The sequence below is a fragment of the Pelagivirga sediminicola genome, assembly GCF_003072125.1.
Classification (GTDB): domain Bacteria; phylum Pseudomonadota; class Alphaproteobacteria; order Rhodobacterales; family Rhodobacteraceae; genus Roseovarius; species Roseovarius sediminicola.
In genome coordinates this window covers 53,861-74,655 of record NZ_QCYH01000010.1, presented here as the reverse complement: position 1 = coordinate 74,655, position 20,795 = coordinate 53,861, and the positions used below count along the sequence as shown (strand labels likewise).

The window sequence follows — 20,795 nt, the reverse complement described above, 5'->3', positions numbered from 1 at the left end:
ACAGGACCGCTCGCAGGCCTGTCAGGCCGGGTCGGCGCGATCCGGCTCGATCTGGCCGCGACGGCCCAGATAACGCGCCACCAGCCACACGCCCAAAGCCCATGCCGCGCCGAGCGTCCATCCCGCCAACACGTCACTGGGCCAATGAACGCCCAGAAACAAGCGGCTGAAGCCGACCAGCATCGTCAGCAGCACCGCAAACGCCAGGTAAAAGGCGCGCATGCGCAACGTCCCCTCGGTCCGCGCCAGCATGACGGCCAGCGTCAGATAGGTCACGGCAGCCATCATCGAATGGCCCGAGGGAAAGGAGGCGGTAACCACGTCCACGCCATGCGGCACAAGATCGGGGCGCGGACGCGAAAACCCCGCCTTGGCCAGATGCGACAGCGCGACCCCGCCAAGGATCGCCACCGCCAGAAACAGCGCCGAGGCGCGGCGGCGCTGCAGGACGAGAAACACCATGACGGCGAACGTCACGATGCTCAGCACCGTCACGCCTCCCAGCGCGGTGATGTCGCGCATCGCGACCTCGATCTGCGGACCGCCGATGGGGTCCGCCGGATTTCCCGGCGTGCGCAAGGCCAGCAAGACCGCCTCGTCAAACGCGCGCAGATCGCCTTCCATCACTTCGGAGGCGAGCGCGACGAAGGCCCAGAGGGCTCCCGCCACGCTCAGCACCGCCGCCAGGGTCACCACCTCGATCCGGCGCAGGAGGCCGGTCTTCAGAATTGCGCGCAGCATGCTGCCTCCGTGATGAGCCCTCGGCCAGCCGGATCCGTATCAGGCAAACCACCAGCGATGATAGCCTCGCGCGCCGTCCAGCTCCCACACCGCGGCGATGCTGTCCTCGTGCATCACGTTGTCGCGCCGCGCCGAAGTGCGGTTGCGGAAGAAGGGCACGATCGTGCCGCCATCGTCGCGGCAGAGCAGCTGCATTTCAGCATACATCTCGGCGCGCAGCTCGTCGTTGGTTTCGGACTTGGCCTTGAGCAGCAGCTCGTTGAAGCGCTCGTTCTCCCAATGGCTCTCGTTCCAATCCGCGCCGGCCTTGTAGGCCTGGCTGAACATGATGTCGGGCGTCGGGCGTGCGGTCCAGGATACGACGCAGAACGGCTTTTTCAGCCAGACCGACGACCAGTAGGCATCGACCGGCTCCTGCTTGACCTTGATGTCAAGACCGGCGGGGCGGGCCTGCTCGGCGAAAAGGCTGCACATGTTGACGGCGCCGGGCAGGATCACGTCATTGACCGACAGCTCGACCGACAGGTTGTCATGGCCCGCCTTCTTGAGGTGATAGCGCGCCTTGTCCAGATCCTGCGTGCGCTGGGGCAGATCGGCGAAATAGGGCATGCTCGACGCGATCGGCTGATCGTTGCCCACCGTGCCGTATCCAAAGAGGATCTTGTCCACGATCTCCTGCCGCCCGATGGCGTGCTTGAAGGCAAGACGGACGTTGACGTCGTCGAAGGGCGCGACATCGCACATCATCGGCATGGTGATATGCGTGCCCGACGGCACATCGTCGAGGATCACGCCGGGCGCCTGCGCAAGGCGTCCGGCCGTTTTCAGATCGACATCGGTGACCGCGTCGACATCGCCGGTGACGATGGCGGCTTGGCGCGCGTTGGGATCGTTCAGCACGGTCATTTTCACGGCGTCGAACCATGCGCCGCTATCGGCGCGGTGCCAGCCATCATGGCGCACGAAATCGACGCGGATGCCGGGCTGGAATTCCGTCGGCTTGTAGGGGCCGCAGCCCATGCCGTCCTTCCACTCGATGCCGCCCTCGGGCGTGGCAGGCTGGATGGCAAAATGGTAGTCGGCCATCATGTAGGGCAGATCGGCATTGCCGCGATCAAGGCTGAAGATCACGGCGTGATCGCCGTCGGCGGTGATGTCCGTCATCCCCTCCATCAAGGACTTGGCCGCCGAGGGGGAGCTTTCGCCGCGGTGATAGTTCATCGAGGCGACCACGTCCGCGGCCGTCACCTTGCGCCCGTCATGAAAATGCGCATTGGTGGCCAGTTCGAAGCGCCACTCCGTCGCGTCGTCCCTGGTTGCCTCCCACGACGTGGCGAGGTCGGGCCCCAACTCGTTGGTGTTGGTGATCTCGGTCAGGTAGGCCCGCGCGACGTGGTTGGCGTGGATCATTAGGATGCTCTCGGTCGTCGCCGGATCCCACGTGTCGGTCGAGCTGCCGTCATGCACCCCGACGCGGAACGTGCCGCCCCGCTTGGGCGCGGCATGCGCCGCACGCGGCAGGCCCAGCGGCAGACCGGCGGCCATGCCGGTAGCGGCCGCCCCGAGCAAGAGGCTGCGGCGGCTGGGGTTTCGCACGGGCGATGTCGGGTGGGGCTTGGTCGGGGTCATGGCGTCAATCCTTGGCACTGCTTCGGTCGAGCAATGGACGTAGACCAGCGGGCCGCGCTGTCCAGCCATTTCCGCAGGACTGCCCCGGCCCGGCGAAAATCCGGCAAACGCGCGGCGTGCAAAAATCATCCGCCAAGGCCCTTTGCAAACGCGCGGCGCCCGCCTATATTCAACTTGTCCCTTCGGGGACTATGGACATAAACGCGCTCGTAATAAGCGGATCGGACCCGGGGGCGGTACCCGGCGACTCCACCAATTACCCTTCATTTGGGGGCGGATCGGGGTCGAAACAGGATCGACGAACGTCTAAAGGGGTTATGCTTTGTCTCGGCGGGGTGCCACCGTATCGGCCCGAAAAGTACAATTGCAAATGACAATCGTGCTCCGGTTGCTCTGGCTGCGTAAGCAGTTCGAGGAATCGAAAACTAAGTCCTTGCGCTTTGCCGCGTAAGGCGGGGTCCGCAGGCACCTGGCAACAGAAGCCTGCACTTAACATTCCCCCCACATTTCGCCATGGATTGCGCCTGCCCAAATGGACGGCAGGACGCCGCCCAGGGGTCTTTTACTTTCCCTCGAATCCCGTATTGTGATTTGGGGACAAAATGAAGGGCGCGGAATGGCTCGGACTATCGACTACGGCAACCTGATGCACCAGGCCATGCGCGGCCTGATCCAGCAAGTGCTGGAGGACGTTCAGATGAACGGCCTGCCGGGCGCGCATCACTTCTTCATCACCTTTGACACCAACCACCCCGAGGCGGCGCTGGCCGATTGGCTCAAGCAGCGCTATCCCAGCGAGATGACCGTCGTGATGCAGCATTGGTATGACAATCTGGAGGTCGGCGACGAGGGTTTCGGCATCACGCTGAATTTCGGCGACGCGCCGGAAAACCTGTTTGTGCCCTACGACGCGATCCAGACCTTCGTGGACCCGTCGGTGGAATTCGGCCTGCGCTTTGAAAAACAGACCTCCGGGCAGGAGGACGACGGCGAGACCGAGGAGGAAGATCTTCCCAAACCCGACGCGGATGTCGTCAGCCTGGACAGTTTTCGCAAACACTGAGCGGGCGCGCCCGCGCGCCGCATTGAATTTCCTGCGCGAGCCGGTAAGACAGGCGCGAACCTGACCAAAGCGTTTCGACATATTGCCCCACCACGACAATATGTCGAAACGCCCACGACAACTGAATGATGCGCGCGTTTCGAATTCAAGTTGTGATCCAACTTAAACTCGAACCGCATTAAGGAGCCCCCGCATGAGCCGCACCGAGATCACCACCCGCACCGAAACCGACAGCTTTGGCCCCCTTGAGGTGCCGTCGGACAAGTATTGGGGCGCCCAGACCCAGCGCAGCATCATCAACTTTCCCATCGGCTGGGAGCGCCAGCCCATCGCCATCATCCGCGCGCTCGGCGTGATCAAGAAAGCCTGCGCGCAGGCCAATCAAGAGCTGGGCAAGCTGGACGAGGCGCGCGCCGATGCCATCACCCAGGCCGCGACCGAGGTGATCACGGGCGAGCTGGACGACAATTTCCCGCTGGTGGTCTGGCAGACCGGATCGGGCACGCAGTCCAACATGAACGCGAACGAGGTCATCGCCAACCGCGCGATCGAGATCATGGGCGGCACCATCGGGTCCAAGGATCCCGTGCATCCCAACGATCACGTCAACATGGGCCAATCCTCGAACGATACCTTCCCCACCGCCATGCATATCGCCGCGGCGATGAGCGCCCATGGCGTCACCCTGCCCGGCCTTGAGAAACTGCACGACGCGCTGGAGAAAAAATCGCAAGAGTGGGACCACATCATCAAGATCGGCCGCACCCATACGCAGGACGCCACGCCCCTGACGCTGGGGCAGGAATTTTCCGGCTATACCCACCAGGTCGCCATGGGGATCGAGCGGATCAAGGATGCGCTGGAGCGGGTATATGAGCTGGCGCAGGGGGGCACCGCCGTCGGCACCGGCCTGAACACCCCGCGCGGCTGGGGCGAGATGGTTGCGGCCAACATGGCTGAAATCACCGGCCTGCCCTTCGTCACCGCCCCCAACAAGTTCGAGGCGCTGGCCGCCCATGACGCGATGGTCGAAATCTCGGGCGCGCTGCGCGTTGTCGCAGGCAGCCTTTTCAAGATCGCCAACGACATCCGGTTTCTGGGCTCCGGCCCGCGCTGCGGTCTGGGCGAGCTGATCCTGCCCGAGAACGAGCCGGGCAGCTCGATCATGCCTGGCAAGGTGAACCCGACGCAATGCGAGGCGCTGACGCAGGTCTGTGCGCATGTCATGGGCAACGATGCCGCCGTCGGCTTTGCCGGATCGCAAGGCCATTTCGAGCTGAACGTCTACAAGCCGATGATGGCCTATAACGTGCTGCAATCCATGCAGCTACTGGGCGACGCGGCCAGCGCCTTCACCGACAATCTGGTCGATGGGCTGGAGGCGGACGAGGCGCGCATCGACAAGCTGATGCGCGAATCTCTGATGCTGGTCACGGCGCTGGCGCCCGAAATCGGCTATGACAACGCCACCAAGGTTGCAAAAACTGCGCACAAGAACGGCACGACGCTGAAGGAAGAGGCGATCGCGCTCGGCTTTGTCGACGCGGAAACCTTCGACCGGGTGGTGCGCCCCGAAGACATGGTCGGACCGAAGTGAGCGATGCGCCCATCAACCTGAACCGCGCGCGCAAGGCGCGCGCGCGCGCCAAGGGCAAGGCGCTTGCCGATGAAAACGCCGTGCGCTTTGGCAGAACGAAAGCGCAAAAAACGCTTGAGCGCAGCACGGCGCAAAAATCGGCGCAAAAGCTGGACAATCACAAGCGCGAGCCATGAGCGCGCGGCCGGTCAAACACTCGCTCACGCTGCGCGGGCATCGCACCTCCGTATCGCTGGAGCCTGAATTCTGGGCGGCCTTCCGCGCAATCGCAGGCAGCACCGGAACCCCGATCAACGCGCTTGCCGCGCAGATCGACGCCGAGCGCGGCACCGATCTGGGCTTGGCCTCGGCGATCCGGCTGCATGTGCTGCGCCATTACCGTGCGGCGGCGGAAAAGGGCGCGCGCTGAGACGGGCGGATGGACATGCCGGGCGCGGGGCTGCATGGTCTGGCGGCCGCGCATCCTCCGAAAGGTTCCCCGCACATTGACCGCCCTGACCCTTGCCAAGCTGGACGATATCGACCGTATCCTGCCGCTCGTCGCCGCCTTTCACGCCGAGCGCGGCATCGCACAGGACGATGCGGCGCGCCGCGCCGCCATCAGGCCGCTGCTGGAGGGCTCGCCCCATGGTGCGATCTATATCGCAGGGCCGGTGCGCGCGCCGATCGGCTATGCCGCCATCAGCTTTGGCTGGTCGCTGGAGTTCGGCGGCTTGGACGGCATCCTTGACGAGATCTACATCCGTCCCGGCGTGCGGCGCCGCGGTATCGGATCGGAGATATTGCTGGCCCTGCCCCGCGCGCTGGGCGGGGCAGGTCTGCGTGCGCTGCATCTGGAGACGTCGCGCGATGACGCCGCACTGCGGGCGTTTTACGAGCGGATGCATTTTGAACCGCGTGAGGATTACATCCTGATGTCGCGCAAGCTGTGAGCGCCGGGGCGCCGCCCCGGACCCCGGAGTATTTTGCCCAAGATGAAGCCTGCGCGCCGCGGATCGACGGCACGGTCATCGCAAGGCGCATTTGGCCGGGCGCGGCACTGGCATTTCCGCCGCGCGTGGCTACATTCATTCCATGAGCATGCATTTTCCTTTCGACAATTCCTATGCGCGGCTTGGCGCCGACTTTTCCGCCGTGCAGGCACCCGTGAAGGTCAGCGCGCCTGCCCTGATCGCGGTGAACCGGCCGCTGGCCGATGAGCTGGGCATCACGCTGGGAGGTGATGCGGACATGGCCGGGGTTTTTGCCGGCAACGTGCTGCCAGACGGGGCCGAGCCGATCGCGCAGGCCTATGCGGGGCACCAGTTCGGCGGTTTTTCTCCGCAACTGGGCGACGGGCGCGCCGTCCTGTTGGGCGAGGTCGTGGACAGCGCAGGCCTGCGGCGCGACATTCAGCTGAAAGGCTCCGGCCCCACGCCGTTTTCCCGAAACGGCGACGGGCGCGCGTGGCTGGGTCCGGTGCTGCGCGAATACGTGGTGAGCGAGGCGATGCATGCGATGGGCATTCCGACCACGCGCGCGCTGGCCGCCGCCGTCACGGGCGACGCGGTGCACCGCCAGCAGGGCGCGCTGCCGGGTGCCGTGCTGACCCGTGTTGCAGCCAGCCATCTGCGCGTCGGCACGTTCCAGTTCTTTGCCGCAAGGCGCGACGCGGACGCGCTGCGGCAGCTTTTCGACTATACCTGCGCGCGGCATTATCCGGGCGCGCAGACGCCCGGCGATCTGCTGCGCGAGGTGATCGGGCGGCAGGCGCGCTTGGTCGCGCAATGGCTGGGTGTGGGTTTCATCCACGGCGTGATGAACACGGACAACACGGCCCTGTCGGGCGAGACGATCGACTATGGCCCCTGCGCCTTTCTGGATGTGTGGCACCCGCAGACCGTCTTCAGCTCGATCGACCGGCAGGGACGCTATGCCTATGACAACCAGGCGCGCATCATCGTGTGGAACATGGCGCAATTCGCCAGCGCGCTGGTGCCCCTGGCCGAGGATGAGGACCGCGCCATCGCTGAGTTCACCGAGGCCGTGCACGCCATGCCCGCGATGATCGACGCCGAATGGCTGCGCGTCTTCGGCGCCAAGATCGGGCTGGCGGATGCGCGCGAGGAGGACCGCGCCCTGATCGACGACCTGCTGCAGCTGATGCAGCAATCGGAGGCCGATTTCACCAATACGTTCCGCGCCTTGCCCCGTCCGCAGGCGCGCGCCGCCTTTGCGGATACCGCTGCGTTCGATGCCTGGGAGGCCCGGTGGCAGGCGCGGCTGGAATCTGAGCCCGATTGGCGCGCGCACATGGATGCGGCCAATCCCGCCTTCATCCCGCGCAACCACCGTGTCGAGCAGATGATCGAGGCCGCGGTCGATGGCGATCTGGCCCCGTTCCACCGCCTCATGGCCGTGCTCTCGCGCCCCTTCGAGGATCAGCCGGATGCACAGGATCTGGCCCTGCCGCCGCAGCCACAGGAAGTGGTGCGCGAAACATTCTGCGGCACCTGAACCGCCGCGCAGCGAGGCCCTGCCATCTTTAGAATTGCCACATATAACCTGCAGAAATGCGTCGGGCTGGACCTGAGGCGCAAGCCCGAGCGGATCATGGCCGTGATCGACGGGATGGATGCGGACCTTGTCATCCTGCAGGAGGCCGACAAGCGTCTGGCGCCCCGGCCCGCCGCCCTGCCCGCGGATATGGTGCGCGCGGCCGGCTGGCGGATCGTCCCCTTCGGCGAGGAAGGGGATGCAGACGTCTCGCTGGGCTGGCATGGCAACGCGATGCTGATGCGCGACAGCGTGGAGCTGGCCCAGACCGCGCGCATCGACCTGCCGGGGCTGGAGCCGCGCGGCGCCATTCGCGCCGATCTGATCACGCCCATCGGCGATTTGCGCGTCATCGGTGTTCATCTTGGACTGATCCGGCGTTACCGACAGGCGCAGCTGGCCCATATCCGGGCCGAGCTGGGCCGACTGCCCGACATCCCCGCCGTGCTGGCGGGGGATTTCAACGAATGGGGCACGCTGGATGCGGGCGGCGACGGGCTTTCGGCGGCCGCAACCCCGCTCAGCTATCCGTCGCCGCGCCCCGTGGCGCGACTGGACCGGATATTGCACAGCCCCGATCTGCAGGTCATCGCGACGGGAGGCGGCGCCACCAACGGGCCCGCGCGCATCGCGTCCGATCACCTGCCGGTCTGGGCCGATTTCGCGCGGCGCACCGACTGAAACGTTGCCATCGCGGCGATTCTTGCCCATTGCTGAACCTCCGCGCCATCCAGGTCGCGAAGGAGAGGCCATGACGTTTCTGCAAATCACATCGCTTCTGATCGTGCTGGCGGGGGTGTTCGGCGCGATCAACTATCTTGTGCTGCGCCTGCCTTCCTCCATCGGGATCATGGTGGTGGCGCTGGCCGCGTCGCTGGCGCTGATGGGGCTGGATGTCGTGCTGCCGACACTGGGCATTGCCGATCAGACGCGGAGCATCGTCAAGGGCATCGATTTTTCCGATGCGCTTCTTGAGGGGATGCTGGGGCTTTTGCTGTTTGCCGGCGCGCTGCATGTGAAGATCTCGGATCTGCGGGCCGAATGGCTGCCGGTGGTATTGATGGCCACCATCGGCGTCGCGCTCAGCACGCTGGTCATCGGCGGGGCGTTCAGCTGGCTGACCGGCATGCCGCTGATGATCGCGCTGGTCTTCGGCGCGTTGGTGTCACCGACCGATCCGGTGGCGGTGCTGGGCGTGCTTCGGCAGGCCGATCTGCCGCAATCTCTGGAGACGAAGATCGCGGGCGAGTCGCTGTTCAATGACGGGGTCGGCTACGTGGTGTTCCTGGTGCTGGTCGGGCTGGCCTTTCCCGGCGGCGCGCATCAGGAGGGCAATGATGTTCTGAATGCCGCCCTTCTCTTCGTGCAGGAGGCGGGGGGCGGCGCCGTGCTGGGCGTGGTTCTGGGCTGGCTGGTGTTCCGCGTCATGCGCCTGATCGACGACTATTCGCTGGAGGTGCTGCTGACGCTGGGGCTGGCCTTCGGCGGCTACGAATTGGCGGTTTATCTGCATGTCTCGGCGCCGATCATGGCGGTGTGCGCGGGGCTGCTGATCGGCGATGTGGGCGCCAAACACGGGATGAGCGACGAGACGCGCCGCTATGTCGATGCCTTCTGGAAGCTGATCGACGAGATCCTGAACGCCGTGCTGTTCCTGATGATCGGGTTCGAGGTATTCGCGGTGGCCTTCAGCGCCGACTACCTGCTGGCGGGCGCCGCGTCGATCGCCATCGCCCTTGTCGGACGGCTCGCTGCGGTCGCGATCCCGGTGGCGCTGATGAAACCGTTCCGCAATTTTGATCCCGGCGTGATCCGCATCATGACCTGGGGCGGGCTGAAGGGCGGGATCTCGGTCGCGCTCGCGCTGAGCCTGCCGGAAAGCGAATGGAGCCCGGTGATCCTGACGTCGACCTACATGATCGTCGTCTTTTCGATCATCGTGCAGGGCCTGACCGTGGCGCCATTGGCCAAGCGCGTGACGCAACAGCCTGATTTGCTGTAGCTTTCATCACCGCGTCAAAAAAGGACCGCCGGATTGCTCCGGCGATCCTGATACATTTCAGCCTGCGCTCGGCCTCAGGCCGCCTTGCCGCGGCCCGCGCCGCCACCGCCGCCACGGCGGCGACGGGGCCCCTTGCCCGCCGAGGCGCCTCCGCCCGGCCCGCCGGGGCGGCCGCGGCCACGTCCGCCGCCACCGTTCGACTTGGCCTTGGGGTCGGGCAACTCTTCCCACGCGCGGCCGGAGGCGATGGGGATCGACAGGCCCATGACCTTTTGAATGTCCTTCAACTCGCCCATCTCATCGGGGGCGCAAAAGGCGATGGCCGCGCCATCCTTGCCCGCACGCGCCGTGCGCCCGATGCGGTGAATATAGTTCTCCGGCACGTTCGGCAGATCGAAGTTATAGACATGCTTCACATCCGGAATATCGAGGCCGCGCGCTGCCACGTCGGTGGCAACCAGAACCTTCACCTCGCCATCGCGGAACGCCTTGAGCGCGCGCTCGCGCTGGCCCTGGCTCTTGTTGCCATGGATCGCGGCCACCTTGAACCCGGCGCTTTCCAGCTTGCGCGCCAGCTTGTCCGAGCCGTGTTTGGTGCGCCCGAAAACAAGCGCCAGCTCGCCTTTGTGCGCGCCCAGAAGCTCGATCAAAAGGTTCGGCTTTTCCGCCTTGGCGATGAAATGCACCGCCTGGCTGACCTTGTCGGCAGCCTTGCCCGGAGGGCTGACCTGCACGCGCTTGGGGTTGACCAGGTAGCTGCCGGCGATCTCTTCCATCTGTTTGGGCATGGTGGCCGAGAACAGCATCGTCTGGCGTTCCTTGGCCAGAAGCGCGGCGATCTTGCGCAGCGCATGGATGAAACCCATGTCCAGCATCTGGTCGGCCTCGTCCAGCACCAGAAACCGCGTGGCGTCGAGGCGCAGCGCGCGCCGGTCGATCAGGTCCAGCAGGCGGCCCGGCGTTGCCACCAGGATATGCGTGCCCTTCTCCAGCCGCTTGATCTGCGGGCCGATCGAGGCGCCGCCGACGACGACGTTGATCTTCATCGGCGTGTCCTTGACCAGCGGCAGCAGCGTGTCGCGGATCTGGTTTGCCAGCTCGCGCGTCGGCGCGAGGATCAGGCTGGTCGCGGCTTTGGGCAGGGGCCGGTCGTCGGCCTCCATCATCTCCGCGATCAGCGGCAGGCCGAAGGCAGCGGTCTTGCCGGTGCCGGTCTGCGCAAGGCCCATCACGTCATGCCCGTTCAGCGCATGCGGAATCGCATGGCTCTGGATCGGGGTGGGATCGGTGATCCCCATCTGGCCCAGCTTGCGTACGAGAACGGCAGGCAGGCCCATTTCTTCAAACAAATTCAAATTCTTGTCCTTTCGGACACGGGGGGGTGTGTGTGATCCCCATGCCGCTTGCGGGCCGCAACGGGCCCGCTTCGTGGTTTCGCCAAGGCCCTGACGCATGGACGGAATTGCCCGATGCGCCGATCCGGCGACTGGCCCCACGCGTGATTTTGGGATCATTCAGCGACATTTCGTTATCTGAAGGGGCGGCATCTGTGCGGCCCGGCTGCTCACGCGGCAGGAAATGTCGGTTGAGGCCGATATGGCGGGTCCGCGCCCCCAAGTCAAGCTTTGCGGCCCAGATATCCCTGTCCTTCGCCATGTCCTTCGATAAGGTGGGCGCAACCCGCACCATTCGGAGGCCGCCATGGGCACACGTAATTTCCGCCGCACGCATCTGGGAAACCGCCAGCTGGACCGCACCACCCAGATGACGGCCTACGGCTTCGATCCGGCGCTGAGCGAAGGATCGGTCAAGCCGCCTGTCTTCTTGACCTCGACCTTCGCCTTCGAGACCGCCGAGCAGGGCGCCGAGTTCTTCGATGTGGTCGCAGGCCGCACGCCCGCCCCCGAGGGCATGGGCGCGGGCGGTCTGGTCTACAGCCGTTTCAACAACCCCAATGTCGAAATCGTCGAGGACCGGCTCGCGCTCTATGACCGGGCCGAGACGGCGCTGGTCACCGCCTCTGGCATGGCCGCGATCAGCGCCGTCGCGCTCAGCTACCTGCGCCCCGGTGATGCCTATGTGCATTACACGCCGCTTTACGGCGGGACCGAAACGCTTTTTGCCAAGGTGCTGGCCGAGTGGGATCTGCACCCTGCCCCCTTTACCGACGGGCTGTCGGCGGATGATCTGGCCGCAGCGCTCGGCGCCGCGGCCGGCAAGGGCCCGGTGCGGATGATCTATATCGAAACCCCTGCCAACCCGACCAATGCCGTGATCGATCTGGCCATGGTGCGCAAGGCGGCCGAGGACTGGGCCCGGGCGAACGGCGCCGAGCGGCCCATTATCGTGTGTGACAACACCATGCTTGGGCCGGTTTTCCAGAACCCGCTGGAGCATGGCACGGACATCTGCGTCTATTCGCTGACCAAATATGTCGGCGGTCATTCCGATCTGGTGGCCGGCGGCATCACCGGATCCAAGGCCGCGCTGAAGCCGGTGCGCGCCACGCGCTCGGCCTTCGGATTTCAGCTGGATCCGCATTCGGCATGGATGATCTCGCGCTCGATGGAGACGCTGAGCCTGCGGATGGAACGCGCGGCCGCATCGGGGCGCGCCGTGGCCGAATGGCTGGCGGGCAATGACATCATCGCCTGCCACGTGATGCATCCCGAACATGCGACAGGCCCCGCGCGCGCCGTCCATGACGCCCAAAGCACCGGGCCGGGATCGACCTTCAGTTTCGTGGTGGAAGACGACCGCGCGCTGGCGTTCCGCATCCTCAACGGGCTTTCGATCTTCAAACTGGCGGTGTCGCTGGGCGGAACCGAATCGCTGGTCTGCCATCCCGCCTCGACCACCCATTCGGGCGTGCCTGCGCAGGCACGCGCGCTTGCGGGCGTCAGCGAGGGGCTGATCCGGCTGTCGGTCGGGCTGGAGCATCCCGATGACCTGATCGCCGATCTGGAACAGGCATTTCGCAGCGCAGCGCGATAGCCCGCGCATGGATGGTGGAGTTTTCCGGCCCGGCGCGCTATTCATCGGGCGATAGCTACGATGGACAGACCGATGACCGATACCATCACCGACCGCTGCGAGGCGCGCGGGTTGCGCATGACGGGCCAGAGGCGCGTGATCGCCTCGGTTCTGGAGGAATCCGACGATCATCCGGATGTCGACGAGCTCTATGCGCGGGCCTCGGCGCGCGATCCGAAGATCTCCATCGCGACGGTCTATCGCACCGTCAAGCTGTTCGAGGAATCGGGTATTCTGGACAAGGTGGAATTCGGCGACGGCCGCGCCCGTTATGAGGATGCCCAGCGCGATCATCACGATCACCTGATCGACCTCGACACCGGCGAGGTGATGGAGTTTTTCGATCCCGAGATCGAGCGCCTGCAGGAAAAGATCGCGGCGCGTTTGGGCTATCGTCTGAAAGGTCACAAGATGGAGCTTTACGGCAAGCCACTGAAGAAAAAGTGAACATCAGAGCGTCTCGCCGCCGGTCACGTCATGGCCGTAGATCCAGTCGAACTGCCGCATCATCCGCGTCGGCGCAACCGCCCCGCCCAGCCGCAAGGCGGTATGCGCGGCAAGGCGCAAGGGCTTGAACCCAAGGTGATATTTCCACGCGTTCGCGCTGGCGGCATCGACGACGCGCGCGGCCCGGCCCGCGCGCCGCGCCGGATAAGCGGCCAGCGCGGCGGCCATATCGGGGGCGGCCGCCAGTGCATCGGCCAGCACCCAGGCATCCTCCAGCGCCAGCGACGCGCCCTGCGCCATGAAGGGCAATGTGGGATGGGCCGCATCCCCCAGCAGCGCGAAACGTCCTTCGGCCCAGACCGGCGCCACGGGATGCCGGAACAGCCCCCATTTGCCCACCTTGGTGACGCGTTTCAGCATGTTCTGCGCCGCATCGCCGAAATCGGCGAAGCGCGCGCGCAGATCATCCGGATCGCCTTCGGCGCTCCAGCTTTCCTCGGACCAGTTCGCGCGCTCCTCGACCGCGACAAGGTTCAGCCAACCGCCGCCGCGCAAGGGATAGCTGACCAGGTGGCGCTGCGGCGCCATGTGAACGCGCGCCTCCGCTGCGCGGCTGCCGTCATGCGGCACCACGGCGCGCCACGCCACCTGGCGGGTGAAAAACGGCGCGAGCGTGCCGTTCAGCTGCGCGCGCAGCACCGAATGCAGCCCGTCAGCGCCGATCACCAGATCGGCGTCGAGCGCGGCAGGATCGGTGATGCGCGCATTCAGGCGAATCTCTGCGCCGGCCGCGACCGCGCCGTCATGCAGAAGCGCAATCAGGTCCGCGCGGTGCAGGAACCAGTAATCACGGCTCTCCAGCCGGGTCAGATCCAGCCGCACCACCGGGCCGCGGCGATAATCGTGCAACGCGACGACATCCGCCCTGATCCCCGCGGCTTCCACCGCCGCCCCAAGGCCGAGGCCCCGCAGAACGGCAAAGCCATTGGGGCTGATCTGCAGACCGGCGCCCACTTCGGTCACCTCGCCCGCCTGCTCGTGCAGGGTGACGCGCGCGCCGCGCAGCGCACAGGCGCGCGCGGCGGCAAGGCCCCCGATACCGGCGCCGATAACGGCGATGTTGAGCGTGCTCAGATCCATATCCGCGGTGATCCTACGAAAAACGCCGGAGCGAAAGCCCCGGCGTGCGAAAATCAAAATATCGGCGCGCGATCAATCGTCGCGGTGCACCTTCTCGCGGCGCTCGTGACGCTCCTGCGCCTCCAGCGTCATGGTGGCGATGGGCCGCGCATCCAGCCGTTTCAGGCTGATCGGGTCGCCGGTCATCTGGCAATAGCCGAACTCGCCCTCCTTGAGGCGGCGCAGCGCCTGATCGATCTTGGCGACCAGCTTGCGCTGGCGATCGCGCGTGCGCAGCTCCAGCGCGCGGTCGGTTTCCTCGCTGGCGCGGTCGGCGACGTCGGGAATGGCGCGGGTGCCGTCCTGAAGCGACTCGATCGTGTCGCGGCTTCCGGCCAGCAGATCTTCGCGCCAGTCCATCAACTTGCGGCGGAAATACTCCTGCTGGCGTTCATTCATGAAGGGTTCATCTTCGACGGGCTGGTAATCGTCGGGCAGGAAAACTTCGGCTTTCAAGCGTTGATCCTCTTTTTTATCAAGGTCCAAGGCGTCAGGATGCTGTGTCATCTGGCTCCCCTCTCGGGCTGCGTTTACTGCAAGCCTGCGGCAATGTCACTACACAAATACAGTCCATTGATGTGTTGTGTCCCGCGCTTTAACATGGATCAAGTTTGCCGTAAAAAGGACTGAAACCCCTATGAAATTCGAAGGCACCGACAGTTATGTCGCGCCGCGCGATCTGACTGTCGCGGTAAATGCGGCTGTCGCGCTGGAGCGCCCTCTTCTGGTCAAGGGCGAGCCCGGCACGGGCAAGACCGAACTGGCGCGCCAGGTGGCCGCCGCGCTTGGCGTGCCGATGATCGAATGGAGCGTGAAATCCACCACCCGCGCGCAGCAGGGGCTGTATGAATACGACGCCGTCAGCCGCCTGCGCGACAGCCAGCTGGGCGATGCGCGCGTGCATGACATCGCCAACTACATCCGCCCCGGCAAGCTGTGGCAGGCCTTCACGGCGGACAAGCGCGTTGTTCTTCTGATCGACGAGATCGACAAGGCCGACATCGAGTTTCCCAACGACCTGCTGCAAGAGCTGGACCGCATGGAATTCCACGTCTACGAGACGGGCGAGACGATCCGCGCGGTGCATCGCCCCATCGTCATCATCACCTCCAACAACGAAAAAGAGCTGCCCGACGCGTTCCTGCGGCGCTGCTTTTTTCACTATATCCGCTTTCCCGACATGGACACGATGCGCCGCATCGTCGAGGTGCACCATCCCGGCATCAAGGATGCGCTGCTGACCACCGCGCTGACGCAGTTCTATGAGATCCGCGATCAACAGGGCCTGAAGAAAAAGCCCTCCACATCCGAAGTGCTGGACTGGCTCAAGCTACTTCTGGCCGAGGATCTGACGGCGGAGGATCTGAAACAGGACGGCGCGAACGCCCTGCCCCGGCTGCACGGCGCCTTGCTGAAGAACGAGCAGGACGTGCATCTGTTCGAGCGGCTGGCCTTCATGGCGCGGCGCGGGCGATGAACGCCATCACGCCAGACGCCCGCAGGAGGGAAAGGATCTGAAAAAATGCCCCGGTTTGGCCCCAAATGCTCCTTACACGGACCTATATGAGGCGCAATCCTTCCTCTGACCCTGCCGCCCGTGGCACGGATTATAGACAGCTCGCCCCTTGCGCTGGCGGCCCGTCATGTCCGTTCCGATCCTCGGGGGCCCCATGCGCCGATTGATCCTGCCCATCTGCCTGATGCTGGGCGCCTGCATGCCCGGATCGCCGGGCGACGTGACCTCGCGCGCGGCGATGCCGGAACTGGGCACGATGCCCGCTGCCCGCACATTCCCGGTCCCCCGGCCCACCGCGCCGCAGCGCGCCAATGCCGAGATCGTCCGCGATTTCATGGACCTGTCGATGAAACTGGAATCGGGCCGCGAGCTGCCAGTCCTGACCCGGTTCGAGACGCCGATCACCGTTCAGGTCACGGGCGCGCCGCCGCCCACGCTGCAATCCGACCTCAGCCGCCTCCTGCATCGCCTGCGCAGCGAGGCCGGCATCGATATCCGGCAGGTGAGCGGGCCCGCCAACATCACCATCGAGACCGTCAGCCGCGCCGATATCCGCCGCGAGCTACCGCAGGCCGCCTGCTTCGTGGTCCCCAACATCTCGCGGCTCAGCGAATATCGCAGTGCCAAGCGCAGCCGCCTCACCGCATGGAGCGGGCTGCAGACACGCAGGAAGGCCGCCGTCTTCATCCCCAACGACACCAGCCCGCAAGAGGTGCGCGACTGCCTGCACGAGGAACTGGCCCAGGCGCTCGGCCCGCTCAACGATCTCTATCGCCTGCCCGATTCGGTCTTCAACGACGACAACGTGCATACCGTGTTGACCGGTTTTGACATGCTGATCCTGCGCGCCTACTACGCCCCCGAATTGCACTCAGGCATGTCGCGCCGCGCCGTTGCCGCCCGTCTGCCGACGCTGATTGCGCGCCTCAACCCCGCGGGCGAGCGGATCGCGCCGCAGCCCGTCCCGGACACGCCCCGCGCCTGGATCCGCGCGATCCAGAGCGCGCTCGGGCCGGGTACAGGCAACGCGCAGCGGCGCCTTGCGGCCGAAAAGGCGCTGTCGATCGCCAAGACGATCGGCTGGACCGACCACCGGCGCGCGTTCAGCCACTATGCCATGGGGCGCATCGTGCAAAGCACCGATCCCGCGCTGGCGCAGACCCATTTCGCCGCCGCCGATGCCTATTACCGGCGCAGCGCCGCGACCGTGCTGCACCGCGCCCATTCCAGCGCGCAGCTGGCCGCCTATGCCATCAACCAGGGGCGCGGCGCCGAGGCGCTGGCCCTGCTTGACCCGCAGATCCCCGTCGCCGAGCGGCACGAGAACGCCGCCCTTCTGGCGCAGCTTCTGATGATGCGCGCCGAGGCGCTGGAGCTGTCGGGCCGCGTCGCCGAAGCGCGCACCGTGCGTATGGACAGCCTCGGCTGGGCGCGATACGGATACGGCGCGGATTGGGCCGTGCGCGCAAAACTGCGCGAGGTTTCGGCGCTCAGCCCGCTCAAGGGAAGAAACGGGTAGTCTATGATCATCATCATCGCGGCCGTGATCGGCGCCCTGACCGGCGCGCTCGTCGCACGCCGCCGCAAGGGCAGCGCCGCCGACATCGCACAATATGCCGCCGTCTTTGCGTTGATCCTCGCGCTGGTCGGGCTGTTTGTCACGATCTTCATAACGCGCGCGGCGCTCTGACGGCGCGATGTTCCTGCCCTTCTTTCAGCATCTGCGCGACGCGGGCCTGCCCGTCTCCCTGCGCGAATACCTGACATTTCTCGAAGCGGTCGGCGCGAACCTTGTCACCTATGACACCGAAGGCTTCTATTTCCTCGCCCGCGCCGCGATGGTGAAGGACGAGCGGCTGATCGACCGGTTCGACCGCGCCTTTGCCGCCGCCTTCGACGGGCTCGATGCGATCACGCACGCCGACGTGATGAACGCGGTCGAGTTGCCCGAAGACTGGCTGCGCAAGATGGCCGAAAAGCATCTGAGCGCCGAAGAGCGGGCCGAGATCGCGGCGCTCGGCGGCTTCGACAAGCTGATGGAGACGCTGAAAAAGCGCCTTGAGGAGCAAAAGGGGCGCCACCAGGGCGGCAACAAATGGATCGGCACGGCCGGCACCTCGCCCTTCGGCGCCTATGGCTACAATCCCGAAGGCATCCGCATCGGTCAGCACGAATCGCGCCACCGCCGCGCGGTCAAGGTCTGGGATCGCCGCGATTTCGCAAATCTGGCCGGCGATGTCGAGCTGGGCACGCGCAACATCAAGATGGCGCTGCGCCGCCTGCGCCAATGGGCGCGCGACGGCGCCGCAGAGGAACTGGACCTGCCCGGCACGATCCGCGCCACCGCGCAAAAGGGCTATCTTGACGTCCAGACGCAGGCCGAGCGGCGCAATGCCGCCAAGGTGCTGCTGTTTCTGGATGTCGGCGGCTCGATGGACCCGCATATCAAGCTGGTGGAAGAGCTTTTCTCGGCGGCCCGGGCCGAATTCAGCCATCTTGAGCACTTCTATTTCCACAATTGCCTTTACGAGGGCGTCTGGCGCGACAACCGCCGCCGGTGGAGCGAAAAGACCCCGACCTGGGACATCCTGAACACATACGGGCCCGATTATCGCTGCATCTTCGTGGGCGACGCGGCCATGTCCCCCTACGAGATCGCCTATGTCGGCGGCGCGAACGAGCACTGGAACGAGGAGCCGGGCCAGACATGGCTGCAGCGCGCCCGCGCCAAATGGCCGTCGAACCTGTGGATCAACCCGGTGCCCGAAGCGCAGTGGCCCTACACCCAGTCCACCCAGATGATCCACCAGATATTCGAGGGCCGCATGGTTCCGATGACGCTGGACGGCCTCGATCGCGGCATGCGCAGCCTGACCCGCTGACGCGCGGCGCGCGCCTTCATCCTGGCGCGAAATACTCCCGCCGGAGGCTCCGGCGCGTTCAGCCGTCCCCGCCCTCGCTGCCGGGCTCTTCGGTGACAAGACCCCACTCGCGCATTTCTTCTTCCAGCAATACGTAGATTTCCTCGGGCGGCGTTGCGAGGGCCGGCCGCATCAGCCGCAGATCGACGCCCATATCGTCCAGATATTCCATCACCTCGCCCTGACCGCGCTGAATGTCGGACACCGCCAGAAACGCGGGCAGCACGGTGTTCTTGCCAAAGTAATGCTGATGCACCCCCACCTGCGCCCCTTCGCCCACGCGGCGCGTCACGCCCGCCGCCAGAATATACGGACAGGCGGAAAAGCAGATATCCCCCGCCTCGATCTGCGTCTGCAATCCCGCCTCGCGCAGCGCGCGCCCGATCGTCAGCGCGTCGCGCACGGATCCGCCGGGGCTGTTGATCGCCGCCCGCGCAAGGCCCTCCTCGGCCTCCAGCTGCTTGGCAAAGCGCACGTCATCACCCGGCGCAATCTCGCCCGTCAGGTGCAGGGTGTCGCCCGTCCGCAGAAACTCCAGCCGCGCGGGCATGTCGCCACTGTTGCGATAGGGCCGCTCGGGCGCGCCCGGCGCACGGGGTGGCAGCGGCGTGTCGCGCGGCGCGTAACGGCGGGTCTGATCGCCCGGCGCGACGGGCGCCTCCATCCCCGGCAGTTTCGAGGGCCAGACCAGACGCGGCAGCGCCCCCAGCACGTCCGAGCCCGCCAGCAGCCCCGCCATGACCAGTTGCAGGCCCAGCACCGCATAGAGCACGCGGCGCGCGTCCCATCCCTTGGGCGCATCACTCATGCCGCGGGGCCTGAGCTGGGCGGCTCCTGCGCCTCCGCACCTGCGCCCGCTGGATGGCGGACCTCGTCCATCTCGTGCAGCACCATCATCGCCGCGCGCAGCTCGGACAGGGTCAGCGTCTGCTCGATGCCCACGCCCTCGCGGCCGGACCTTATGGCGGCCTGCGTGACCATCAGGATGAAGACCAGCACGGCAGGCAGCAGGTCAATCGCAATCGCCCCCGCCCATGACGGCGCGAAATTGCCCGCGTAGCGGATCACCGCATCGGCGGTCGAGATCGGCGTATAGGTCGTGTCGCTCGGCGGCGGCATTGCCACCACCGCCTCGGCCGCGCTGCGCAGCGTCGTGGCGCGCTGGCCCAGCACCTCCAGCACCGACGTGATCGTGCTTTGCTGATCGCCGCGCGCGGCATCAGAGCGCCCGTCCAGCTCCGGCAGCACCACCGACGCAGCGAGATCCTGCGCCGCGCGCGACACCAGCGGGGCAACCGACAGCTGGCGCAACTGCGCGATCAGCCCGGCAAGGCGCACCGCCTCCTCGGAGAACTGGACCGAGCGCGGCTCGACCGGGCCCGGCTCCACCGTCAGCGCGCGCATCCGCGACAGGGTCGCGTTGCCCTCGGCAAATGCCGCATCGACCAGCGGCTGCTGCGTCGCGATCTGCGCCTCCAGCCCGCGCAGCTCGTCCGATTTCTGGCTGAGCACGCGAAACACCGCGCCCCGGCCCGCAAGGCCCGACAGCCCGCCATCGGCCTCCTGCGCGCCCAGATCCTCGAAGGACTGGCGCACGCGGGCGACGTCCCGCTCCAGCCCCTGCGCCGACACGGCGATCAGGTTGGCCTGCTCCAGCGACGCCTGATACTCCTGCACCGTCTTGGCCAGATGCTGCTCCACCGCCGCAGACCCGGCCAACGCGGCGGCGTTCAACCATGACGACATGGCGATGATCGCCAGCGATCCGATACCCATCGACACCAGCAGCCCGATGCGCGACGCCATCGTGCGCACCGACGGCAAAAGCCGCATCAGATACGACCAAAAGACGAAAATCCCGACCGACACGGCAATCGAATAAGAGGCGGCGGCGAAAAAGCTGAGCGCGCCGTCATCATCCAGCAGGGACGACACCCCCAGATATGTGTAGATCCCCGATGCCGTCGCCAGCACCCCCAGCGCGGCGCCGGTGATCCCGTCCAGCCAGCGCACATGGCCCTCCAACTCGGCGGCATAGCGCACGCCCTGCGCCTCGGCGCGCGTGATCTGCGCGCGCTGCGCGGTCTCTTGCCGGTCTGTCATCCTGTGGTCCTCGCCCCTGTCATTCGTCC

The 20,795-nt window shown here is 65.9% G+C and carries 21 protein-coding genes and 1 other RNA gene; 15 read left to right on the top strand and 7 right to left on the bottom strand.

Features of this window, described 5'->3' with window-relative positions:
* Positions 1-21 precede the first annotated feature (21 nt).
* The gene (locus tag DC366_RS15155; RefSeq protein ID WP_108693070.1) at positions 22-741 is read right to left on the bottom strand and encodes a phosphatase PAP2 family protein; all 720 of its coding nucleotides are present in this window, start codon (positions 739-741) and stop codon (positions 22-24) included.
* A gap of 39 nt (positions 742-780) precedes the next feature.
* The gene (locus DC366_RS15150; RefSeq protein ID WP_243405155.1) at positions 781-2,499 is read right to left on the bottom strand and encodes an ABC transporter substrate-binding protein; all 1,719 of its coding nucleotides are present in this window, start codon (positions 2,497-2,499) and stop codon (positions 781-783) included.
* An 8-nt stretch (positions 2,500-2,507) separates the two neighbouring features.
* Here DC366_RS15150 and ssrA point away from each other — a divergent pair.
* The 9 genes from ssrA (at position 2,508) to DC366_RS15105 (ending at position 9,567) form a co-directional block, all read left to right on the top strand.
* Positions 2,508-2,860, top strand: a transfer-messenger RNA (tmRNA) gene (gene ssrA / locus DC366_RS15145).
* Between the two features lie 126 nt (positions 2,861-2,986).
* Complete coding sequence (locus tag DC366_RS15140) at positions 2,987-3,433, top strand: SspB family protein (protein ID WP_108693068.1); 447 nt, start codon at positions 2,987-2,989, stop codon at positions 3,431-3,433.
* Positions 3,434-3,626: 193 nt separating this feature from the next.
* Positions 3,627-5,030 (top strand): class II fumarate hydratase, encoded by a 1,404-nt coding sequence (gene fumC, locus DC366_RS15135; protein ID WP_108693067.1) that lies wholly within the window; start codon positions 3,627-3,629, stop codon positions 5,028-5,030.
* Positions 5,027-5,206, top strand: coding sequence for a DUF4169 family protein (locus DC366_RS15130; protein WP_108693066.1), 180 nt, complete (start codon positions 5,027-5,029; stop codon positions 5,204-5,206). Before fumC ends, DC366_RS15130 begins: the two co-directional genes overlap by 4 nt.
* The gene (locus tag DC366_RS15125; protein WP_108693065.1) at positions 5,203-5,439 is read left to right on the top strand and encodes a ribbon-helix-helix domain-containing protein; all 237 of its coding nucleotides are present in this window, start codon (positions 5,203-5,205) and stop codon (positions 5,437-5,439) included. The genes DC366_RS15130 and DC366_RS15125 overlap by 4 nt, the downstream gene beginning before the upstream one ends.
* 76 nt (positions 5,440-5,515) lie before the next feature.
* Entirely contained in the window at positions 5,516-5,962 is a 447-nt protein-coding gene (locus tag DC366_RS15120) for a GNAT family N-acetyltransferase (protein WP_243405154.1), read from the top strand.
* A gap of 142 nt (positions 5,963-6,104) precedes the next feature.
* Positions 6,105-7,526 carry a protein adenylyltransferase SelO gene (locus DC366_RS15115; RefSeq protein ID WP_108693063.1) on the top strand — a complete coding sequence of 474 codons (1,422 nt, stop codon included), beginning with the start codon at positions 6,105-6,107 and terminating at the stop codon, positions 7,524-7,526.
* 24 nt (positions 7,527-7,550) lie between these two features.
* Positions 7,551-8,246: an endonuclease/exonuclease/phosphatase family protein gene (locus DC366_RS15110; protein WP_108693062.1), complete on the top strand. Its 696-nt coding sequence runs from the start codon at positions 7,551-7,553 to the stop codon at positions 8,244-8,246.
* A gap of 70 nt (positions 8,247-8,316) precedes the next feature.
* Positions 8,317-9,567, top strand: coding sequence for a cation:proton antiporter (locus DC366_RS15105; protein ID WP_108693061.1), 1,251 nt, complete (start codon positions 8,317-8,319; stop codon positions 9,565-9,567).
* Positions 9,568-9,641: 74 nt separating this feature from the next.
* Here the strand turns inward: DC366_RS15105 and DC366_RS15100 are convergent, their stop codons facing one another.
* A complete protein-coding gene (locus tag DC366_RS15100) occupies positions 9,642-10,922 on the bottom strand; it encodes a DEAD/DEAH box helicase (protein ID WP_243405152.1) in 1,281 nt (426 codons plus the stop codon).
* 346 nt (positions 10,923-11,268) lie between these two features.
* On the opposite strand from DC366_RS15100, the gene DC366_RS15095 reads away from it, so the two are divergent.
* Together DC366_RS15095 and DC366_RS15090 are read left to right on the top strand one after the other, a co-directional pair.
* A complete protein-coding gene (locus DC366_RS15095) occupies positions 11,269-12,561 on the top strand; it encodes a cystathionine gamma-synthase family protein (protein WP_108693059.1) in 1,293 nt (430 codons plus the stop codon).
* Positions 12,562-12,633: 72 nt separating this feature from the next.
* On the top strand, positions 12,634-13,047 hold the full coding sequence (locus tag DC366_RS15090) for a Fur family transcriptional regulator (protein WP_108693058.1): 414 nt from the start codon (positions 12,634-12,636) through the stop codon (positions 13,045-13,047).
* A gap of 3 nt (positions 13,048-13,050) precedes the next feature.
* Here DC366_RS15090 and DC366_RS15085 read toward each other — a convergent pair whose 3' ends face one another.
* Positions 13,051-14,187 (bottom strand): FAD-dependent monooxygenase, encoded by a 1,137-nt coding sequence (locus tag DC366_RS15085; protein WP_108693057.1) that lies wholly within the window; start codon positions 14,185-14,187, stop codon positions 13,051-13,053.
* A 72-nt stretch (positions 14,188-14,259) separates the two neighbouring features.
* Positions 14,260-14,733, bottom strand: coding sequence for an RNA polymerase-binding protein DksA (dksA, locus tag DC366_RS15080; protein WP_108693056.1), 474 nt, complete (start codon positions 14,731-14,733; stop codon positions 14,260-14,262).
* A gap of 130 nt (positions 14,734-14,863) precedes the next feature.
* Here dksA and DC366_RS15075 point away from each other — a divergent pair, with 130 nt between their 5' ends.
* The 4 genes from DC366_RS15075 (at position 14,864) to DC366_RS15065 (ending at position 18,624) form a co-directional block, all read left to right on the top strand.
* Positions 14,864-15,703: an AAA family ATPase gene (locus tag DC366_RS15075; RefSeq protein WP_108693055.1), complete on the top strand. Its 840-nt coding sequence runs from the start codon at positions 14,864-14,866 to the stop codon at positions 15,701-15,703.
* A 193-nt stretch (positions 15,704-15,896) separates the two neighbouring features.
* Positions 15,897-17,261 (top strand): DUF2927 domain-containing protein, encoded by a 1,365-nt coding sequence (locus DC366_RS15070; RefSeq protein WP_108693097.1) that lies wholly within the window; start codon positions 15,897-15,899, stop codon positions 17,259-17,261.
* A gap of 3 nt (positions 17,262-17,264) precedes the next feature.
* Positions 17,265-17,432 carry a hypothetical protein gene (locus tag DC366_RS19950; RefSeq protein WP_165802927.1) on the top strand — a complete coding sequence of 56 codons (168 nt, stop codon included), beginning with the start codon at positions 17,265-17,267 and terminating at the stop codon, positions 17,430-17,432.
* A 7-nt stretch (positions 17,433-17,439) separates the two neighbouring features.
* Positions 17,440-18,624: a vWA domain-containing protein gene (locus DC366_RS15065; RefSeq protein ID WP_108693054.1), complete on the top strand. Its 1,185-nt coding sequence runs from the start codon at positions 17,440-17,442 to the stop codon at positions 18,622-18,624.
* Positions 18,625-18,682: 58 nt separating this feature from the next.
* Here the strand turns inward: DC366_RS15065 and DC366_RS15060 are convergent, their stop codons facing one another.
* Both DC366_RS15060 and DC366_RS15055 read right to left on the bottom strand, forming a co-directional pair.
* Positions 18,683-19,471, bottom strand: coding sequence for a COG3904 family protein (locus DC366_RS15060; protein ID WP_108693053.1), 789 nt, complete (start codon positions 19,469-19,471; stop codon positions 18,683-18,685).
* Positions 19,468-20,766: a hypothetical protein gene (locus tag DC366_RS15055; protein ID WP_243405151.1), complete on the bottom strand. Its 1,299-nt coding sequence runs from the start codon at positions 20,764-20,766 to the stop codon at positions 19,468-19,470. The genes DC366_RS15060 and DC366_RS15055 overlap by 4 nt, the downstream gene beginning before the upstream one ends.
* Between the last annotated feature and the right edge of the window lie 29 nt (positions 20,767-20,795).

What these genes read in the sequence shown, in the direction of transcription:
- DC366_RS15155 (WP_108693070.1), bottom strand. Translation starts at nt 741, where the DNA reads ATGCTGCGCGCAATTCTGAAGACCGGCCTCCTGCGCCGGATCGAGGTG.
- DC366_RS15150 (WP_243405155.1), bottom strand. Translation starts at nt 2,499, where the DNA reads ATGATTTTTGCACGCCGCGCGTTTGCCGGATTTTCGCCGGGCCGGGGC.
- DC366_RS15140 (WP_108693068.1), top strand. Translation starts at nt 2,987, where the DNA reads ATGGCTCGGACTATCGACTACGGCAACCTGATGCACCAGGCCATGCGC.
- fumC (WP_108693067.1), top strand. Translation starts at nt 3,627, where the DNA reads ATGAGCCGCACCGAGATCACCACCCGCACCGAAACCGACAGCTTTGGC.
- DC366_RS15125 (WP_108693065.1), top strand. Translation starts at nt 5,203, where the DNA reads ATGAGCGCGCGGCCGGTCAAACACTCGCTCACGCTGCGCGGGCATCGC.
- DC366_RS15115 (WP_108693063.1), top strand. Translation starts at nt 6,105, where the DNA reads ATGAGCATGCATTTTCCTTTCGACAATTCCTATGCGCGGCTTGGCGCC.
- DC366_RS15105 (WP_108693061.1), top strand. Translation starts at nt 8,317, where the DNA reads ATGACGTTTCTGCAAATCACATCGCTTCTGATCGTGCTGGCGGGGGTG.
- DC366_RS15095 (WP_108693059.1), top strand. Translation starts at nt 11,269, where the DNA reads ATGGGCACACGTAATTTCCGCCGCACGCATCTGGGAAACCGCCAGCTG.
- DC366_RS15090 (WP_108693058.1), top strand. Translation starts at nt 12,634, where the DNA reads ATGACCGATACCATCACCGACCGCTGCGAGGCGCGCGGGTTGCGCATG.
- DC366_RS15085 (WP_108693057.1), bottom strand. Translation starts at nt 14,187, where the DNA reads ATGGATCTGAGCACGCTCAACATCGCCGTTATCGGCGCCGGTATCGGG.
- dksA (WP_108693056.1), bottom strand. Translation starts at nt 14,733, where the DNA reads ATGACACAGCATCCTGACGCCTTGGACCTTGATAAAAAAGAGGATCAA.
- DC366_RS15075 (WP_108693055.1), top strand. Translation starts at nt 14,864, where the DNA reads ATGAAATTCGAAGGCACCGACAGTTATGTCGCGCCGCGCGATCTGACT.
- DC366_RS15070 (WP_108693097.1), top strand. Translation starts at nt 15,897, where the DNA reads ATGCGCCGATTGATCCTGCCCATCTGCCTGATGCTGGGCGCCTGCATG.
- DC366_RS19950 (WP_165802927.1), top strand. Translation starts at nt 17,265, where the DNA reads ATGATCATCATCATCGCGGCCGTGATCGGCGCCCTGACCGGCGCGCTC.
- DC366_RS15065 (WP_108693054.1), top strand. Translation starts at nt 17,440, where the DNA reads ATGTTCCTGCCCTTCTTTCAGCATCTGCGCGACGCGGGCCTGCCCGTC.
- DC366_RS15060 (WP_108693053.1), bottom strand. Translation starts at nt 19,471, where the DNA reads ATGAGTGATGCGCCCAAGGGATGGGACGCGCGCCGCGTGCTCTATGCG.
- DC366_RS15055 (WP_243405151.1), bottom strand. Translation starts at nt 20,766, where the DNA reads ATGACAGACCGGCAAGAGACCGCGCAGCGCGCGCAGATCACGCGCGCC.